This is a genomic window from Pseudoalteromonas sp. Angola-30 (assembly GCF_028599215.1).
GTDB lineage: Bacteria > Pseudomonadota > Gammaproteobacteria > Enterobacterales > Alteromonadaceae > Pseudoalteromonas > Pseudoalteromonas atlantica.
This window is the reverse complement of record NZ_JAQREI010000001.1, coordinates 645831-664629: the sequence shown is the minus strand read 5'-3', so window position 1 is coordinate 664629 and position 18799 is coordinate 645831. Positions and strand designations below refer to the sequence as shown.

The 18799-nt window shown below is 42.2% G+C and carries 14 protein-coding genes; 2 read left to right on the top strand and 12 right to left on the bottom strand.

What is annotated here, in order from left to right; translation table 11 throughout:
• Window positions 1-213: 213 nt before the first annotated feature.
• Complete coding sequence (locus PSH54_RS02980) at window positions 214-681, bottom strand: hypothetical protein (protein ID WP_273605455.1); 468 nt, start codon at window positions 679-681, stop codon at window positions 214-216.
• A 247-nt stretch (window positions 682-928) separates the two neighbouring features.
• On the opposite strand from PSH54_RS02980, the gene PSH54_RS02975 reads away from it, so the two are divergent.
• Window positions 929-1186, top strand: coding sequence for a site-specific integrase (locus PSH54_RS02975; protein WP_273605454.1), 258 nt, complete (start codon window positions 929-931; stop codon window positions 1184-1186).
• Between the two features lie 174 nt (window positions 1187-1360).
• Here PSH54_RS02975 and PSH54_RS02970 read toward each other — a convergent pair whose 3' ends face one another.
• The 5 genes from PSH54_RS02970 to PSH54_RS02950 form a co-directional block, all read right to left on the bottom strand.
• Complete coding sequence (locus tag PSH54_RS02970) at window positions 1361-3616, bottom strand: acyl-CoA dehydrogenase (protein ID WP_004588700.1); 2256 nt, start codon at window positions 3614-3616, stop codon at window positions 1361-1363.
• A gap of 265 nt (window positions 3617-3881) precedes the next feature.
• Window positions 3882-4910 carry a zinc-binding dehydrogenase gene (locus PSH54_RS02965; protein ID WP_273605453.1) on the bottom strand — a complete coding sequence of 343 codons (1029 nt, stop codon included), beginning with the start codon at window positions 4908-4910 and terminating at the stop codon, window positions 3882-3884.
• 14 nt (window positions 4911-4924) lie between these two features.
• A complete protein-coding gene (locus PSH54_RS02960; RefSeq protein WP_273605452.1) occupies window positions 4925-6334 on the bottom strand; it encodes a TolC family protein in 1410 nt (469 codons plus the stop codon).
• Window positions 6327-9479 (bottom strand): efflux RND transporter permease subunit, encoded by a 3153-nt coding sequence (locus PSH54_RS02955; RefSeq protein WP_273605451.1) that lies wholly within the window; start codon window positions 9477-9479, stop codon window positions 6327-6329. The genes PSH54_RS02960 and PSH54_RS02955 overlap by 8 nt, the downstream gene beginning before the upstream one ends.
• A gap of 9 nt (window positions 9480-9488) precedes the next feature.
• On the bottom strand, window positions 9489-10655 hold the full coding sequence (locus tag PSH54_RS02950; protein WP_024032205.1) for an efflux RND transporter periplasmic adaptor subunit: 1167 nt from the start codon (window positions 10653-10655) through the stop codon (window positions 9489-9491).
• Between the two features lie 120 nt (window positions 10656-10775).
• Here PSH54_RS02950 and PSH54_RS02945 point away from each other — a divergent pair, with 120 nt between their 5' ends.
• Window positions 10776-11714, top strand: coding sequence for a LysR family transcriptional regulator (locus PSH54_RS02945; protein ID WP_273605450.1), 939 nt, complete (start codon window positions 10776-10778; stop codon window positions 11712-11714).
• Window positions 11715-11722: 8 nt separating this feature from the next.
• Here PSH54_RS02945 and PSH54_RS02940 read toward each other — a convergent pair whose 3' ends face one another.
• The 6 genes from PSH54_RS02940 to PSH54_RS02915 form a co-directional block, all read right to left on the bottom strand.
• On the bottom strand, window positions 11723-12760 hold the full coding sequence (locus PSH54_RS02940) for a GGDEF domain-containing protein (RefSeq protein ID WP_273588445.1): 1038 nt from the start codon (window positions 12758-12760) through the stop codon (window positions 11723-11725).
• Window positions 12761-12903: 143 nt separating this feature from the next.
• A complete protein-coding gene (gene moaA, locus PSH54_RS02935; RefSeq protein WP_138579071.1) occupies window positions 12904-13875 on the bottom strand; it encodes a GTP 3',8-cyclase MoaA in 972 nt (323 codons plus the stop codon).
• A gap of 84 nt (window positions 13876-13959) precedes the next feature.
• Window positions 13960-16251 (bottom strand): xanthine dehydrogenase family protein molybdopterin-binding subunit, encoded by a 2292-nt coding sequence (locus tag PSH54_RS02930; protein WP_273605449.1) that lies wholly within the window; start codon window positions 16249-16251, stop codon window positions 13960-13962.
• Between the two features lie 12 nt (window positions 16252-16263).
• Window positions 16264-16752 carry a (2Fe-2S)-binding protein gene (locus tag PSH54_RS02925; protein WP_029771953.1) on the bottom strand — a complete coding sequence of 163 codons (489 nt, stop codon included), beginning with the start codon at window positions 16750-16752 and terminating at the stop codon, window positions 16264-16266.
• A 194-nt stretch (window positions 16753-16946) separates the two neighbouring features.
• Window positions 16947-17555, bottom strand: a complete 609-nt coding sequence (locus PSH54_RS02920) for a nucleotidyltransferase family protein (RefSeq protein ID WP_273605448.1) — start codon at window positions 17553-17555, stop codon at window positions 16947-16949.
• 1 nt (window position 17556) lies between these two features.
• Window positions 17557-18576 carry an XdhC family protein gene (locus PSH54_RS02915; RefSeq protein WP_273605447.1) on the bottom strand — a complete coding sequence of 340 codons (1020 nt, stop codon included), beginning with the start codon at window positions 18574-18576 and terminating at the stop codon, window positions 17557-17559.
• Window positions 18577-18799 lie beyond the last annotated feature (223 nt).

The window sequence follows — 18799 nt, the reverse complement described above, 5'->3', positions numbered from 1 at the left end:
ATACCTTTCAGTGTTTGCAGCAAACTCAAATAATTCACTCGGAAAATTATTCCTATTTGAATTTAGATTAGAAATATATTCATCAAAGCTAGAATTCATTTACCAAACTTCCATTTACACATAACGCTCCGTTAAGGGGCGAATAATGCGTGGTTATAATCGTGAGGAACGAACGTCAGCCACGCGTTAGACGTCCATACCTTAAACGGCTTGTTAGCTTTCTCGTTTACGCTCAACTCTCAAAATGCAATTTTCACTAACAAATAAATTAACTTCAGTTCCATGCTTTAAAGCCCCGCCATTTTTAATGGTTTTGTTATAACAAGGTGTGACTAAGAAGTGGTCTATTTCAAATTTAATCCCCCCAACTGATATAAGGTCACCTTCAGTGTGCCCATCTTTTGGTTGAACTCTTAAAACCTCAATTTCCCCACTAATCATTTCAAATTCACCTTTAGCGAACTTTTTATGAACATTATAATGTTTTGAAGCCACTGCATATAATAAAAAACAAGCCATTAAGGTGGCTGTAGCTCCCCAGAATAGGCCAAACTTTCTCTTTTTCATTGTTTTATTTTTTAGTGCATAAAAGAAAAATACAGGACCCAGTATCAAAAACGCCAGCGGTACTCTGATATCTTCGAAACTTGGAAAAGGGGATATTTGAAATATAGTTTCCATACACTCATTATTTTTGAGAAAGCTAACAATTTTGTCTACGACATTTGTCGTTTTATAAACCGACAAATGTCCATATATTACAACGCATTTATCTTAACCATCAAATAAACACCTGTAAACAATTAGTTAACTGAAAATTATTTTTAATCAGTGCGAAAATACACCGAAATGGTGGAGATCAGTAATATTGGACAAAACAACAAGCACTGTCTATATATACAGTTAATTTTTACTAGAGATTCATATCATGAAATCACCTTTTTTAACTATGATAGCCGAACAAATGTATCTAAAGCGTTATGCTAAAAGTACCATTAAAGCGTATTTATACTGGATAGCTTCGTTTATTCGTTTTAACTCTATGAAGCACCCAACAACGATGGGAGATAATGAGGTCGAACTTTTTTTAAATCACTTAGTCAACCAGCAAAATGTTGCAGCTAACACTCAAACACAAGCCTTAAATGCGTTGAGCTTTTTATTTAAAGTATGGAAAATAAACTAAACAGCTACTCTAATTGAACAAGCAAAACGACCATCAAATGAGCCACCATTACCCCTGCCTCTATATTACACACATAAAAAAGCCCCGCTTGGTTTTAAACAAACGAGGCTCCACACTAATTTTTTAATCAAGAATAAAAGCGCCGATACAGCGGGCGCTTTGCATCATTGAATTTTATTGATTAACTACACTTTTAAGTGGGTTAACTGGTTGTGCGTTGTCATCTAATAAGTTCATGTCAAAGTCGAACTCATCAACGCGAATCGCTTTTTCACGCTTTTTGTTGTAATCAATTAGTTGCGCATGTTCATCCGCAGTAATTACATTTGCCGCTAATGCGTTATCTAGCGTAATGGCAAAACGTGTACCTGGTTTAATCGTTTTAGCGCGCAGCGCTTTTTTAACTTTGGCCAGTTCAACAAGTGATGCCATTTTAGCTTTATAAGCTTGCTCGTTAATGTGATGACCGTCGCCTTCTACAGGCTTAACTAAATGCGTAATTTGCGCTTTAAATGCGGTATCAAGCTGTGCTTGTTTTGCTAATTCACGAATTAAGTCGTCGCTAATTTTTGGCATTTTAGTTGAGTAGTTCATTGTTACAAAACGAATAAACTTACGAGTACCACTTGCAGGGAAGTTATCTAAAAACTTATGCAGTGCTTCTTCAGCGCTTTGTAGTGCAAAACGTGTCGCATAGTGGAAGTACGGCGCTGCTTGCTCGCGCTCGCTGCTTGCTACTTTTTGCTCGTAATACTTAATTGATGCCATTGCCGCGTATAAAAAGCTCATTACATCGCCTAAACGTGCTGATAGCATTTCAGCCTGCTTTAACTTACCGCCAAGTACGAGTAACGAGAAGTCAGCATACACTGCTAATTTTGCAGATAGTTTATGCACGGCTTTTTCGTATTCACGTACTTCTGGTAATGCAGAGTTTGCACTTGCAGTAAATGGTAAAACACCTAAACGGAACGCACGTAAGCTATTTGCTGTGCTGTAACCAATTGTTTTACGCAAAATGCCGTTAAACTCTTTATCTGCACCTTTATCTTCACTATGGATTGATTCAACCATAGATTGTAAATAAGGGTGACAACGCATAACACCTTGACCAAAAATCATCAGGTTACGTGTAAGAATGTTCGCGCCTTCTACTGTAATTGCAATAGGCTGTGCTACGTAACCGCTTGCAAGGGTATTTTGTGGACCATTTTGAATCGCTTTACCCGCTTGAATATCCATTGCAGAGTCTAATACGTCGCGGCCAAGCTCGGTCATGTGGTATTTAGCTATTGCTGTAACAACCGATGGTTTTAAGCCCATGCCCAGGCCTTCAGTTGTCAGCACGCGCATTGCTTCTTGAAGGTATGTTTTACCTGCAATGTCTGCTAGTTTTTCTTGAATACCTTCAAATTGACCAATTGCTAAACCAAACTGCTCACGCACTGCTGCGTATTCAGATGCTGATTTAAACGCCACTTGTGATGTACTTACACCTAGTGCAGGTAATGAAATACCACGCCCTGCACCTAAACAGCTAACCAACATTTGCCAACCACGACCGATGTTTTTCTGGCCGCCAATAATAAAGTCCATTGGTACAAATACTTTGTTACCACGTGTAGTACCGTTATAAAAACGAATACCCATTGGGTCATGGCGGTTGCCAAGCTCTACACCTGGGTGATCTTTAGGAATAAGCGCACAGGTAATACCTAAGTTTTCTTTGCCGCCTAGTAAACCTTCTGGATCCACTACTTTAAATGCTAAACCAAGTACCGTAGCGATTGGTGCCAGTGTGATGTAACGCTTATCCCATGTGATCTCAAGGCCAAGTACTTCTTCGCCGTTGTACATGCCTTTGGTGACAGTACCAATATCTGGAATGCCACCTGCATCAGAGCCCGCCTCTGGGCTTGTTAATGCAAAACATGGAATGTCTCTGCCGTTTGCTAAACGCGGTAAGTAATGCGCTTGCTGCTCTTGTGTACCAAAGTGAAGTAATAATTCACCTGGGCCTAAAGAGTTAGGAACCATAACAGTTACCGCTACTGCAGAGCTTTTAGTTGCAATGGTTGCCACAATAGTCGAGTTTGCATAAGGGCTAAACTCTAAACCGCCAAACGATTTAGGAATGATAAGCGAGAAGAAACGCTCTTTTTTCAAAAATTCTAATATGTCATCTGGTAAGTGAATACCGTTTTGAATAACTGAATCGTCAATCATGCCTAGTAGCTCTTGTACTGGGCCATCTAAGAATGCTTGCTCGTCTGCACTTAGGGTAGCAGCCGGCACATCGCGTAGTGCGCTAAAATCTGGCTTACCTTGATAGATAGACCCTTCTAACCACACATCACCCGCGTCTAGCGCTTCTTGTTCAGTGATTGAAATACTTGGTAATACTTTTTTTAATTTTGTACGTAAACTCATGATTGAACTCATCCGACCAGATAAATAATACCTACATTACGTCATAAAAATCAGTTTAGATCAATTACTCTATTCAATTAATTAACAGTTTTTTCAATTTATTTTCTTTACGGTGACGTAAACTGTTGAAACTAAAAGGCTTACACTTGTGCGCTGAAATACCTCTATTTGGCAACAATTAAGCCCCATACTCATAAAAAGCTATTTTTTAGGCATAAAAAAACGCAGCCACTTGGGCTGCGTTTTTAAAATAAGGTGGGCAACGTTAATTGCTTATTTGCACAACGTGTTTGCCTGTAAAGCCACCCGCTATTTGGTTATTTAAGGCAGCACTGACTGAGTCAGCAGTAAAGTCAACCGCAGTGATTGCCGGTGTTTTAATATCGCCCGATAGCGCGCCTTCAAGCAATAAATTGCCCATAAAACTTAAGCGCTGCTGTGCACATAAACTATTGGCAAGCCACGCACCACCAATAGACACCACACTAATATTAGGCGCTCGGTGGTACATTAAATCTTGATCAAAATGAGGCAGCGAGTTTAAACACGCGATACGCCCGCAAAAGCGCATTAATTCAATATTTCTAAGCGTTGATTCACCGCCCATGGTATCAATTACAGCATCAAACCCTTGCGGGCCAAGCTCGCGGCGAATTTTGTCGCGTAACTTTTTGTCGTTATAATCAAATACCACATCGGCACCTAGCTGCTTTACCAGCTTGTGATTACGCTTTGAAGCGGTGGTAAATACATCGGCACCGCGTTGTTTAGCATATTGAATGGCAAACTGCCCTACCGCACCAGAGCCACCTTCGATTAGGATTTGGTCGCCCTCAGTAATTGCAATTTTATCTAAGCTAATAAGGGCGGCCATACCAGCACACGGTAACGTAGCAGCCTTTGCAGGGCACAGCCCATCGGGCACAACCGATACAGCAAAGTTAGGCACCGTGGTGTATTCACTCAGTACCCCTTGCTTACCTATATTGGCATGCCACATTACTCGTTCGCCAACCCCAGGAAACACACCTTTGTTAGCTTTAACTACCACACCAACGGCGTCTAGGCCTAAAATATGAGGGTATTGCCACTTACAAAATCCCGTTTTAGCAAAATAGGCATCAGCAGGATTAAGGCCTACATACTCAAGCTTTACCAACAATTCGTTGTCGGCGCACTCGGGTATATCAACCTCTACATCTTGCAAGCGTATTTGCTCATCTGGTTGTGATAAAACAACAGCGCGCATTGTTTGTAAGGTGCTGCCTTGATGTGATAATTCAGTATTGCTCATTCAATTAACTCTACCTATTTTGTACTGCTCAGTGCATAGCTCCATTGGCCGTTAAATGCCTGATAAGCATTCACTTTAGCAAGCAATGTAGCAATAGTTGTGTCAACAGCGTTTTCTTGTGCCATTAAAACATCCTGGCGTGCATCTAACAACTCTAAGTACGGTATTTGGCCTTCTTCGTACATCGCCTGTGCTTGTAAAAATGCTTTATTTGCAAAGCCATAGCGCTGTTTAGCATAACGCTCTTGCTGTTGTTGATTGACCAACATTTGCAATGAAAGTTCACTTTGAGTCACCGCATTTAATACTATTTGCTGATAGTCGCTGTAGGCAGCTTCATTTAAAAACTGCTGTGCGTCGCGCTGGGCAAGGAGTGCGGGGTAACTTAATATTGACCATTGCAACTGGGGGGCTACTTGCCATTGCTGATCAGTATTTTTTAAGCCCGTGCTGTCTATGCTCACTACACCTGCAAAGGCTGATAAGCTAATATCAGGTAGTAAGGCTTTACTTGCCGCCACACTTAAGCTGTTGGCTTGGCTAAAATCATACAATGCACGGCTTATATCAGGGCGCAGGGCAATGGCGCTATTGGCATTTTTAAGCGCAACGCTAAAGCTTTGCTCCAGCAGGTTTTGCTCATTGTCTATCACAATGTCTTGCGCAAGCTTACCTGTAAGCACTGCTAAAGTAGATAAGTCGCTGTATTTTGCATACTCAATAGCGGGCATTAGGGCTTCTTGCTGCCTAAGCTGTGCCATCGTACGGTTTAGGTCAAGCTCGTTGGCAACGCCTTCATCTACACGTGCTTGAAGTACCTCAATGCTTTGCTCTAATGCGTTAATTTGCATGGCTATAATGTGTTGTTTTTCAACATTACCTTGATAGCTTACAAAACCTTTAACAACAGACGATACCACTTCAATTTGCAGTGAACGTACTTGCTCTGCTTGGCTCATGGCCGATGCATTTGCAGCATCAACCAAAGCAGTAATACGGCCAAATAAATCTAACTGCCAATCAAGTGCTATGTTAGCACTCGATTGACGGTCAAACACACTCGGTGCATCGCTTCGTGCTGCGCCAATACTTACCCCGCCTTGGGGTAAATATTGCGCTTTTTGCTCACCAAGTCGGGCAAGGGTACTTTTTAGCGTTAATTGGCTTGTTTGCAAATTGTAGTTATTGGCAAGTGCGCTATTAACCAAAGCATTTAGCTGCTTTGACTCTAACTTGTGCCACCAATTTGTTTCATCTGCTATGGCAACATTGCTGGCAATATTTGCTTGAGCTACAAAACCGTTAATAGCGTTTTGCTCGCTTTGTGTATCTATTTTGCTAGCGCAACCAGATAAAAAAGCAGCCACTAACACAGTACTTAACGTTAAGCACGTTTTGATAGGTTTAGCGATTAAATTAGTCATGCGATAACCCCTTTGCTTTTTGCTGCTTTTTCACAACTAACATGTAAAATACAGGTGTAAATAATAAGCCAAACACCGTTACCCCTATCATGCCTGCAAACACCGCGTTACCCATTGCGTGGCGCATTTCGGCACCTGCCCCCGTTGCAAGTACTAGTGGTACAACCCCAGCTGTAAAGGCAATTGAGGTCATTAATATTGGACGTAAACGCATACGACACGCCGCTAATATTGCCTCAAAGTGCGTTAACCCACCGCCATGTTGGTCGCGGGCAAATTCTACCATTAATATGGCGTTTTTAGAGGCGAGTGCCACCAGTACAATTAATGCAATTTGAGTAAATATATTATTGTCTGAGCCTACAAACCACACACCTAATAGTGCTGAGAAAATAGTCATAGGCACAATTAATATTATGGCCAGTGGTAAACGTAAACTTTCGTACTGCGCAGCAAGCACCATAAATACAAGCAACACAACTAATGGGAATACATAAACCATGGTGTTACCTGCAAGTACTTGTTGGTACGTTACTTCTGTCCACTCGTACTCAATACCTGTTGGCAGGTTGTCGGCTAATATTGTTTCAATAGCAGTTTGTGCCTGATCAGAGCTATAACCGGGGGCTGGGCTGCCGTTTAGTTCTGCACTTGGGTAACCGTTGTAATGCATTACACGGTCAGGTCCTATTGTTGGTGTAACTGTCAGTACCGAGCCAAGCGGCACCATATTTCCTGCACTGTTACGTACTTTTAGGTTAAGGATTTGCTCAGGATCAAGGCGAAAATCAGCATCAGCTTGCGCATTAACCTGATAAGTACGACCAAACATATTAAAGTCATTCACATACACAGAACCTAGGTATATTTGCAATGCGTCAAATACTTCATCAAGAGGAATACCTTGAATAAGCGCTTGCTCGCGGTCTATATCAATATCCATTTGCGGTACTTGAATACGGAAACTTGAATATAAGCCCATTAACGCGGGGTCTTGCTGCGCCTTACCAATAATGGTTTGCAAACTATTAAATAGTGCATCAAAGCCTTTATTTGCTCTATCTTCAATTTGCAGCTTAAAGCCACCTGTTGTGCCTAAACCTTGAATTGGTGGCGGCGGAAATACAGCCACAAACGCTTCATCAATAGCTGCAAAACGCTGATTTAGCTGCGCGGCAATTGCCATCGCTGATTGACTAGGGTCGGTACGTTTATCAAAGCTCTCAAGTGGCGTAAATACAATGCCGCTATTTGGGCTGTTAGTAAAACCGTTTACCGATAAGCCTGGAAACGCCACGGTGTGTGCAACGCCTGGTACTTCTAATGCTATTTTTTGCATTTGCGAGAGCACATCTTCGGTACGGTCTAAACTGGCTGCATCTGGCAATTGCGAAATCGCAACTAAATATTGCTTATCTTGCTGTGGAATAAAGCCACCGGGTACGGTATCAAACAATTTAATTGTACCGCCCACCAGCGCAACATAGGCCACCATAACAATAACGCTCATACGTATAAGCTTTTGTACCAGCTTTTCGTAGCCTTTAGCACCACGGTCAAACACGCGGTTAAACGGTTTAAATAACCACGCACCAAACAGTTTATTAAGTAAACGCGTGAATGCATCTGGTTTTGCATCGTGCGACTTTAATAATAATGCCGATAGCGCAGGCGACAGGGTTAAGGAGTTAAACGCCGAAATAACAGTCGAAATAGTAATTGTTAGTGCAAATTGCTTATAAAACTGACCCGATAAACCGGTAATAAATGCAGTAGGAATAAATACCGCACACAGCACTAACGCTATCGCAATAATTGGCCCGGTTACTTCGCTCATAGCAACACGTGTTGCCTCTAAAGGCGAAAGCCCTTGTTCTATATTTCGCTCTACGTTTTCAACAACAACTATCGCATCATCAACTACAATACCAATTGCCAGAACCAAGCCAAACAGCGAAAGCGTATTAATAGACACGCCTAGCCATTGCATTACAGCAAACGTACCAATTAATGATACAGGTACTGCAATCAGTGGAATAATAGATGCGCGCCATGTTTGTAAAAATACAATTACAACGATAACAACTAATACTATTGCCTCTAGCAATGTAGCGATTACCGCATCAATTGAACCACGTACAAACACAGTGGGGTCATATACAATGTCGTACTCAACACCCGTTGGGAAATCTTCTGACAAACGCGCCATTGTCTCACGTACTTGGTCTGAAAGCTCAATTGCATTTGAACCTGGGCGTTGAAAAATAGGCATTGCAAGTGCTGGCTGGTTATCCATTTCAGCGCGAAGTGCGTACGTATCTAGACCTAAATCAACACGGGCTACATCAGATAAACGTGTTAACTGGCCTTCGTCACCTACTTTAATAATAACGTTTTCAAACTCTTCAACACTGTTTAAACGCCCTTTTACGTTTAACAAAATTTGAAATTGGCTGTCGTTAGAAATTGGCTGTGCACCTAAGCTACCCGCTGCAACTTGCTGATTTTGCGAGCGCAAAGCAGCCACAACATCGGTGGCTGTAAGCTCACGCGCTGCTAATGCATCTGGGTTTAACCACACACGCATAGAGTACTTACCACCACCAAATAAACGAATATCACCTACACCCGGTAAACGGGCGATCTCATCTTTAATATGAATGTCGGCATAGTTAGATAAATACGCTGTGTCGTGGCTGTTTTCAGGCGAGTATAAATGCACCACCATGGTTAAATCGGGTGATGATTTTTCGGCTACTACACCTAAGCGCTGCACCTCTTCGGGCAAACGTGGTAATGCACTGTTTACACGGTTTTGTACTTGCACTTGTGCACGGTCTAGGTCGGTGCCTAATGCAAAGGTTACCGTAAGTGTCATACGGCCATCGCTGGTGCCTTGAGAAAACATATACAGCATGTTTTCGGTGCCGTTAATTTCTTGCTCAAGCGGCGTTGCCACAGTTTGCGCAATAACGGTTGGGTTAGCACCTGGGTAATTTGCTGTTACCACAACAGTAGGTGGCACAACCTCTGGGTATTCACTTACAGGAAGTTGAAACAGTGAAATACCACCAGCAATTAAAATAACCAACGACAGCATGGCTGCAAAAATTGGTCGCTCAATAAAAAAGTGTGAAAATTTCATCAATAAACCTTATTGCTTAGCCATTAGCTGCGCGTTGTCGTTTGACAATGTAAAAGCCACGCCGCTTGTATCAATTGTTACTGTATTTGGCGAAATTGGCATACCTGGGCCTACACGTGCTGGGCCATTTACCGCAATAATATCGCCTTCGTTTAGGCCAGCAGTAACAGCGCGTAACGCACCATAGCGCTCGCCTACTTCTATTAATTTGTATTCAAGCACGTTGTTTTCACCAACGGTTAACACAAAGCGATTTTTTAAATCGGTGCCAATAGCACGCTCAGGAATAATTACTTTTTCACTCACTTCGTTTGCTGCCAATTTAACGCGAGCAAAAGAACCTGCGCGTAGTTGATTGTTATCTTGTTCAAATACCGCACGTACACGTAAAGTACCCGTTGCTGAATTAATTTGGTTATCAATGAAATTAATATAGCCTTGGTAAGCAAACTCTTTTTGCCCTACTTTTTGCATAACAACTGTTTGTCGGCTTTGTGCGGTTACATCGTTAAAGGCGCTATTCCAAGTACGCTCATCAACATCAAAGTAGGCATACATTGCTTTATTAGAAACAATTGACGTTAATACACTTTGGCCCGCTAATACGTTATTACCTTTGGTAATATTTGCGCGCGAGATAACACCATCAATCGGCGAAACCACTGATGTAAATTCTAAATCGAGCTTTGCAGAGGTAAGCTGTGCTTGCAGCGCTGCAAGTTGTGCTTCGCGCTGGCGAAGCGTTGAGGTACGCGCCTGTGCTTGTTCTGTTGAAATAGCTTTACGCTCTAATAAGCGCACTGCTCGTTTGTCTTCACTTTTTGCTTGTTCAAGTGCAGCTTCTGCGCTGTGTATTTGCGCTTCTAGGCTTGCTACAACCGCTGCAAAGGGGCGCTCATCAAGTTGAAACAACACATCGCCTTGCTTAACAACATCACCTTCTTTAAATTCAATGCTATCAATCACCCCAGATACACGCGGCATCAGCGCAACTTCTTGCGGCGATTCTAAACGCGTGGTGTAGGTGTGCCAGCTTTGTACTGGTTTAATTAAAACTTGTGCCACATCGATAGGTTGCAATTGTTGTTGCTGCGCATTAGGTGCGCTCTCATCGGCACAGCCCGCTAAGGATAGAGTTGCCGCAGCTAATGCAGCAGCAATTAAATGTTTATTCATGAAGACGCTCCTTTATTTATTTACCTGGCATGTTACGGACTATACTTGCGGACAAAAACCATAGATTTATAAATTCATTAATGCCAAAATGGCATCAATAACATTTATTGGGTGATCATAATGGATACAACAAGCCGGCTTTTAATGCTGCTTGAAGTGGTAGAACAAGGCTCTTTTGCCAAAGCTGCAGAAATAAGAAACATAGACCGTTCTGTTATATCTAAACAAATCAGTCGATTAGAGGACGAGCTAGGTGTTAGGTTATTAAACCGCACCACCCGTTCGTTTTCGTTAACGGCGGCGGGCGCTGAAATGATTAAAAAAGCGTCAGAGCTAAGAGAGCTACTTGGTGAAACCGTACGTATGGCCGAAAACTACCACTTAGAGCCACGCGGTGTGTTAAAGGTTACCTCGTCAACATTAATTGGTCGGCGTTATTTACAACCTGTGCTTAACGACTTTCAAAAACGTTTTCCACAAGTAGAAGTAGAACTGCGCCTCGACGATAGGCTAGTTGATATTGTATCTGAAGGGTTTGATTTAGCATTTAGAATTGGTGAGCCTAAAGACTCCTCATTAATTGCCCGTAAAATTGCCCGTAACAGGCTGCTTATTGTAGCCGCCCCTGAATTTATAAAAACCTATGGTATGCCACAAACCATAGAAGAGCTGGTGCAGTTACCCGCTGCAAGTTATGCAAGTAACGCTATGCGCGTAGAAACCATAGATTACTACGATAGTAAAGGTGAGCCGTGCGAGCTAAAAATAAAAAGCGTGTACAGAGCAAACGACGCTGAAGTACTGCTAATGAAAGCTATTTCAGGGACTACCTACTTTGTTGCGCCAGCATTTATTATCGATAAAGAAATTACACAAGGTCAATTGGTGCCCATTTTAACGGATGTTAAGTTAAAAGAGTTTAGCCATATGTATGCGGTGTATCCACACAGAGACTTACCGGTAAGAACACGTTTATTTTTTGATGCAGTGAGAGAATTCCTAGGTAAAGACAAACCAATTTGGGAAAACAACATCCCAAATTTTGAGCAAATGTACTAGCCTCGTACTTAGGCTATTTGAGGCTCTTCAATCAGGTTGGCATTTGCTTGAAAGTACACTTTATTGCGGCCATATTCTTTTGCTTTATACAGTTGTTTATCTGCTTTAATTACAAACTTTTCAAGCGTGTCGCCTTGGCGATACTTAACAACGCCGATACTGGCAGTTACATTTATTTTTAGTCCATCAATCTCAAATGCCGTATTGTTGAGTTTTTCTCTTATGGTTTCGGCCATTGCCAATGCATCACTTTGTGACGCAAAAGAATGTAGTAAAGCAAACTCTTCCCCGCCCACTCTAAATACATACCCTTTTGCCAATACAACCCTTAATAAAGTGGCGACTTCAATTAGCACTTTATCACCTACTGCGTGGCCATGGGTGTCGTTAACCTGTTTAAAAAAGTCTAGGTCGAGTAAAAACAAATAAAGTTGCGACTTATCTTTAAGCTCTACTGCAAAGTAATGGTTCATTGATAAACGGTTTGCAGCCCCGGTAAGTGGGTCTAACAAGGCCAGATTTTTCAGCCGCTTAGACGATAAAGCACGACTGCCTTCAAATACATGAGAAATGGCCCAAATGCTGATATAAACAAAGGCAAGATTTAAACTGAAGTTAAGCGTCGTTAGAGGAAGTTGCGATGCTTTGGTTAATAATATGGCTCCCTGGAGTACAAATAACAAAGCCGATAATACAATGCCATAGCGCTTACCTAACAGTAGGTAATACAACACAGGTAACGCAAACGACCACACATACAAACCATTTATTGGCTTTGCTAAATAATTACCTAATACAATAACAAAGGTGACAAATATGCACATAACAACAGATTGCCATACTTCTAGTGCGTGTGTGTTTAAGCGGTGGTAGGTGTAGGCACAAAATACAGTGAGCGCTATTTCTAAATAGCCTAATAACGCAAAGTTATTTAAAAAAATATTAAACGCAGCAAAAAACAATGAGACAAAACCAAAACACAAGCACATCCATTTCAGAACGTTTCTTCTTAATGATTTAGTGCTACTAAGTGCTGCTATATCCATTCAAAAAACTTAAAATAATAAAAAATTCAGTGTAACCTTAAAATTAAATATAACAAGTAGCTAAACAGGTAAAAACAGTCATTTTATCAAACTGTGTAGCGAAAACAGTAAACTCAGTAACGAATTACACTACATTTACGCCTTTACCCACCTAACATAGATAAGTTTGTAGTGACCCCGGTGTTACCTTGGTGCAATAAGTGCGTTGGTTTTTTTGTTTTTATATAACGCGCTAACTGATCAATTAATGCCTGATTAGTGTTATCACTCATGTATTCTCTAAGTGATATACCCTGCTCAGAAAACAAACATAAATGCAGTTTCCCCAGTGATGAAATTCTTAGCCTGTTGCAGGTAGCACAAAAGTCACTACTGTAAGGCATTATTAACCCTATTTTGCCTAAATAATCAGGATGGAAAAACTCTTGCGCAGGCCCCGCCGTTACATCGCGTATAATGGGCTGCCAACCAGCGCGAAGCAACTGCTCTTTTATGGATTGCCCCGATATATGGTTAGCATCAAAAAATGCTTTATTGTCGTTTGTTTGCATTAGCTCAATAAAACGCATCGTTACGGGCCTGTGCTTTAAATACGCTAAAAAAGGTTCAAGGGCACGGCCATTGTACTGTTTCATTAGTACGCTGTTTATTTTTACTGAATCTAAGCCGCTCTCTAGGGCCGTGTCTATTCCTTTCATAACCGTGGCAAACTTATCATTGCCGGTAATGGTATTAAACATACGTGGGTCTAGGCTGTCGATGCTAACATTTATTGCATTGAGCCCAGCGTGTACCCAATCTTTAACATGTTTATGCATCGAGTAACCATTTGTAGTGGCGGCTATTTTGGTAATACCTTGGGTGTCTTTTGCCGCACGAATTACATCTATAAAATCTTTTCTGAGGGTTGGCTCACCGCCAGTAATGCGTAACTTTGATATGCCATGATGAGCAAAGGCGTTTACGGTGTTGCTAATTTCGTTAAGTGAAAGGAAGTCTCGGTCGTGATCGCATTGATAACCATCCGGCAAGCAATACACACACTTAAAATTACATACATCAGTAATAGATAAACGCAGATAACTAAATTTTCGCCCTGCTGGGTCGACTAGCATAAAAAAGCCTTTAACATTTTAATAATTCATCGCTAAGTTCAAAGCACGTAAAGCCTGTGCCTTACGCGCTTTGTTAGCACTTAACTAGGCCGTAAGACCTGCTTTAAGCTCATTGGGTTTCATGGGTAAATTACGTAACCGCACACCAACTGCATTAAATACCGCATTTCCAATAGCTGGCGCAACCCCAATTACTCCAGGCTCACCTAAGCCCATTGGAAACTCATCACTTTGTACAAACTCTATGTCCATATCGGGCACATCTTGCATTCTAAGTGGTAAGTAAGTGTTAAAGTTAGTGGCTGCTACTTGTCCGTTTTGGTAATTATTTGATTCATGTAACGCAAGGCTTGTGCCCCACAATAACGAACCTTCAAGCTGGGCTAGTGCACCATCAGGGTGAACAATTAAACCTGCATCTACCACGGCGTAAAGCTTCTTAAGCGTAATTTTGCCATCGCTTTTATTTACGTGCACATGGGCTGCTGTGGCAATCCACGCTGGCATATTACGCTCTTGGCCTGAACTTACTGAAAAACCAATGCCTTCATTTTCACCCAGCTTAACATTTGCGACCTTTGCTGACACTTTTTTAAGTACCGCATTTAAGCGCAGCGCTCCGCCCACGCTTTCAGGGGCTTTACCTGCTTGTTTACCTTTGCCATCGAGCATTGATAAACGAAACTCAACCGGATCAATCCCTTGTTTGTGCGCTATTTCGTCGATAAAAGACTCTAGGCTCCATGCTATCCAGCCAGGTCCTACCGAGCGAAGCCAACCAGGGGTAAATGTGCTTTGCGCTAATTCGTTATTAATTGCGCGGGCACGGTGGTTATCCATGCTGTACCAGTGATCGGCTCCAGAGGCTGAAAATGCATCAAACTTACCTTTGCCATCAACCCCTGGTGATAGAAAGCCAAGGGCCATTGCTTTTGTTGGCCAACCTGCTGCAAAAGCATGCTCCATTGCACTGAGCTCGCCATTTTCATTAAACGAAGCTGTTAATTTAGCTGTAGAGGCAGAGCGTGATTGATCAAATAAGCTATCGTCTGCGCGCGTAAATACCAGTTTTACGGGTTTGCCAATTGCTTTGGCTGTTAATGCTGCAGGCACAGTCCAATCACCAAATAAACGACGCCCAAATCCACCGCCTAAATAATAAGGGCGAATAATAACGTTATTTTGTTCAACCTCTAACGCCTTGGCCAATGCAGGTAGTGTTAAAGACTGCCACTGATTACCGGTATGGATAATCCACTTGTCTTGTTTAAACTCTGCCACCGCGTTAAGCGGCTCTAATTGATAATGGCTTGCTGTTGCTGTGGTGTACAGTGACTCAAGCGACTGCGTTGCCTCAGCCTGCATTTTAGCGATATCACCTTCATTAACAAATAAGGTACCAGCGTTGCTATCGTTACATAATTTTTCGCCCAGGGATTGAATATCGGCCTCTGTAACATTAGCTGTTTGCCCTTTTTTATAAGTTACTTTTAGCGCATCTACCGCTTTAATAGCACTGGGGTAATTGTCAGCTAAAACCACCACCCAGCCTTGTACGGTATTACTCGGGTCGTTTAAAATTTCAAACCCTTTATAGCCTTTTATTGCTTTTGCAGCGCTATCGTCCACCTGTGTCACTTCACTACCATAGCGTGTTGGTGGGATCACAGGGCGCGCATACACCATGCCTTCAAGCTCTACATCTATACCGTATACGGCAGTACCATTTGTTTTTGCCGGAATATCAAGCGCTTTAAAGTCTTGTTTTAAACCCGTTAAGTGGCGTTTATTGGCAGGCTTTAACGGCAGTTTTGCAACTTCTTCACTGCTAAAGGTACGGTTAAACTCACCATTTTTAACAATATCGGCATAACTGAGCGATTTATCGCCTGCAATTATGCGCCCTTTACTTGCGTGGCACTGCTCAGGCTTAACCCCCAGCATACTAGCTCCAGCGTCTATAAGGGCTATACGCCCCGCAGCGCCAGCTTGTGAAAGCGGCTTAAAGCTTTGAAATACAGACCACGAGCCACCTGTAACCATGTAGCCCCACTTTTCGTGCGTATCTACATACGTGATTGATACTTTATCCCAGTCGCACTCAAGCTCATCTGCCACAATACGCGCTAAGGCGGTGCCTACGTGTTGGCCCATTTCAGCTTTGGCAATACTAACGACTACTTCACCTTGCTGGTTCATAGTCCACCAAATTGTGGGTGAAAACGATTGTTGTGCAATCGACTCTTTGGCGCTAAGTTCACCTGAAAATAAAGCCGGAGCAAATGCCATAACCAGGCCAGCAGTTGCTGTACTAATCATAAAAGAGCGACGGTTTAAGTCTACGGTTTCGGTATTTTTTTGAAATAGTTTTTTCATTGTCGGCTCCAGTTACACGTCTAGCTCTTTGGGGTTAAACATTTGTACTGCACTTTGCGATTCATCAGCTGCACGTTGTATAGCCGATTTAATACGCTTGTACGCCATACAGCGGCAGTAGTTGCCATTCATATGATTTACTATTTCTTGATCTGTTGGATTTGGATTGTCTGCTAATAACGTAGCAGCTTGCATAATTTGCCCCGATTGACAGTAACCACACTGAGGTACTTGCTCATCGACCCACGCTTTTTGCAGCGGGTGCGCGTTGTTTAGCCCTTCAATGGTCGTAATGTTTTTTCCTGCCACTGCGCCAACGGGTAATACACACGAGCGCGTTGCTTGCCCATCTAGATGCACTGTACATGCACCGCACATAGCAATACCACAACCAAACTTAGTTCCTTTTAACCCTATTTCATCGCGAATAACCCACAGCAAAGGTGTATCTGCACTTGCTTGCGATTTAACCTCTTTGCCATTAACTGTAAACGTCACCATAGCTTGCCCCTTGATTAAGCCTAAATAAAATTAAAGTAACGCATGACCCATACACGTTACTTTTTATACCACCGTACGTTGAAACTATTACGCTTTGCATTGCAGCGCACATTTAAAATGCGCGCTGGCATAACTGTTAAAAATTTAATCTCGTTTTGAACGTTTAACCTAAAGTTTAGGCTATATTTTTTAGTTTATTCGCTTACAGTTAGGTTGTTGTTATTATTAATAAACTGCTTTAATTGCTGTTGAGTGTCGATATCTGTGCTTGCCTGCTTAAGTAAAATGGTATTAACGTCAACCTGTGTATCGCGCAGCAAATGTTGAGCGCCTTTATCGCAATTTAGCGCTGCTAGAGTTTTAAAATCACAGGCAGGAAATACAGCAGGTACGCCAATGCGCTCGCCATAATCAGCGCACCAGCGCGAGGGGTTGTTGTTAAAATGAGTAATTAAAGTATTTATGTGTGTAGCACTAAGCTCAACCTGATCCGCCAGCATAAATAAAATCCCCTCTAATGAGTGCACCTTACTTATAGTGTGTGTTGCCAGCGCAATGGATTTTCCTAAGCCTATTTGCCAGTGTGGGTTATGCAGTATTTCAACATTGTTATAGCCACGTAACGCGTGTTCAATTTGCGCATGCCAAGCACCGCTAATAACGTATATGGGTAATGTGTCATCACCTTGTAAGGTATCTACGGCGCGGCAAATCATTGGTTTATTACCTACATCGGCTATAAGCTTACAGCCGTTAAAGCGCGACGATTGCCCAGCGGCTAAAATAACCTTTGCTATGCGCACCTTAGTTACCCCAATTACTTAACGATGTAGCATCTGTATTAGCAAATACCGCATGAATTTCGCTAATGAGCGATAAAGCTATGCTCTCTGGCGAGTCGCCGCCCAAATTAAGCCCAACAGGACCAAATACAGGCGCTACTACCTTATCTACACTTGTATTTGCATGCTCAAACACTTGCGCTCGGCGATGTGCAGGCCCCAGTAATCCCATGTACTTTAGTTGGCTTTGCTCAAGTGCGGCTAACGCCTGTGAGTCAAGCTCTACACTGTGGGCCATTAAAACAGCGGCATCCACTTTGTGCTGTTCGCAAAATTGTTTAAGCTGCGCAGCTGGGCAACGCAAAATATTATCGGCCTGCTTAAAGTAGTCTCTTTTAGCATTTGCAGCTCGGCTATCCCATACACTTACCATCCACCCGAGTTGTTTAGCAAACGCGTATACCGGTATCGCATCAGCGCCACCGCCAACAATTAATAAATGTGCGCTGGGGTAAATAGCCACCTCTAAACGTTGGACTTTATCTTGCTCTAAAAGCGTTGCTTTGCGGTTTAAAGATAAGTTGTGCTGCTGCGCCACGGTTTTAAAAACGCCAGACCCCTTTGCCACCAAAGGTTTAATTTGCTGTGTGTAGTGCCCCGATTGCTTATTTTTAAGCGCATTAAACATGCTATCTAGTTGTAAGTATTCGTTTTCACTATTAACGCTTTGCAAAATAATATGCACCACACCACCACAGCCAATTCCTAGCTGAAATGTTAAGTCGTCTTCATCGGTTGCATCATAGGTAATAGTTTTAGAATGTAATGTGGTCATAACCTGTTTGGCGTGGCGCTGAATATCAGCCTCTAAACAGCCACCCGAAAGCATGCCTAAGCGCTGGCCAAGGCTCGAAATAAGCATCATCGCGCCCAATTTTCGATAGCTAGACCCTTCAATTTGGTACAAGGTTGCGAGCACCCATTGTTGTTCATCACGAAGCGGATACCACGTATTGAGCATTCCTTTTAAATCAGTAACCATAAACTGCAGCCATTACAAACCTTAATATGCGCGCGTTTTAATTATCACCATGGTGTCGCTTTGCTTCATTTGTTAGATATAACGAGGATAATCAAGCAACAAAAAAGTGAGAAGCGTACGTGATATATTTTAAAATCGATCAGATAGGACGTTATTAAATATGAAATATTATCTTAGCATTTATCGAGGGCGAGGTGACCTGTGTGGATTGAAATTTTTCACT

What these genes read in the sequence shown, in the direction of transcription:
- PSH54_RS02980 (WP_273605455.1), bottom strand. Translation starts at nt 681, where the DNA reads ATGGAAACTATATTTCAAATATCCCCTTTTCCAAGTTTCGAAGATATC.
- PSH54_RS02975 (WP_273605454.1), top strand. Translation starts at nt 929, where the DNA reads ATGAAATCACCTTTTTTAACTATGATAGCCGAACAAATGTATCTAAAG.
- PSH54_RS02970 (WP_004588700.1), bottom strand. Translation starts at nt 3,616, where the DNA reads ATGAGTTTACGTACAAAATTAAAAAAAGTATTACCAAGTATTTCAATC.
- PSH54_RS02965 (WP_273605453.1), bottom strand. Translation starts at nt 4,910, where the DNA reads ATGAGCAATACTGAATTATCACATCAAGGCAGCACCTTACAAACAATG.
- PSH54_RS02960 (WP_273605452.1), bottom strand. Translation starts at nt 6,334, where the DNA reads ATGACTAATTTAATCGCTAAACCTATCAAAACGTGCTTAACGTTAAGT.
- PSH54_RS02955 (WP_273605451.1), bottom strand. Translation starts at nt 9,479, where the DNA reads ATGAAATTTTCACACTTTTTTATTGAGCGACCAATTTTTGCAGCCATG.
- PSH54_RS02950 (WP_024032205.1), bottom strand. Translation starts at nt 10,655, where the DNA reads ATGAATAAACATTTAATTGCTGCTGCATTAGCTGCGGCAACTCTATCC.
- PSH54_RS02945 (WP_273605450.1), top strand. Translation starts at nt 10,776, where the DNA reads ATGGATACAACAAGCCGGCTTTTAATGCTGCTTGAAGTGGTAGAACAA.
- PSH54_RS02940 (WP_273588445.1), bottom strand. Translation starts at nt 12,760, where the DNA reads ATGGATATAGCAGCACTTAGTAGCACTAAATCATTAAGAAGAAACGTT.
- moaA (WP_138579071.1), bottom strand. Translation starts at nt 13,875, where the DNA reads ATGCTAGTCGACCCAGCAGGGCGAAAATTTAGTTATCTGCGTTTATCT.
- PSH54_RS02930 (WP_273605449.1), bottom strand. Translation starts at nt 16,251, where the DNA reads ATGAAAAAACTATTTCAAAAAAATACCGAAACCGTAGACTTAAACCGT.
- PSH54_RS02925 (WP_029771953.1), bottom strand. Translation starts at nt 16,752, where the DNA reads ATGGTGACGTTTACAGTTAATGGCAAAGAGGTTAAATCGCAAGCAAGT.
- PSH54_RS02915 (WP_273605447.1), bottom strand. Translation starts at nt 18,576, where the DNA reads ATGGTTACTGATTTAAAAGGAATGCTCAATACGTGGTATCCGCTTCGT.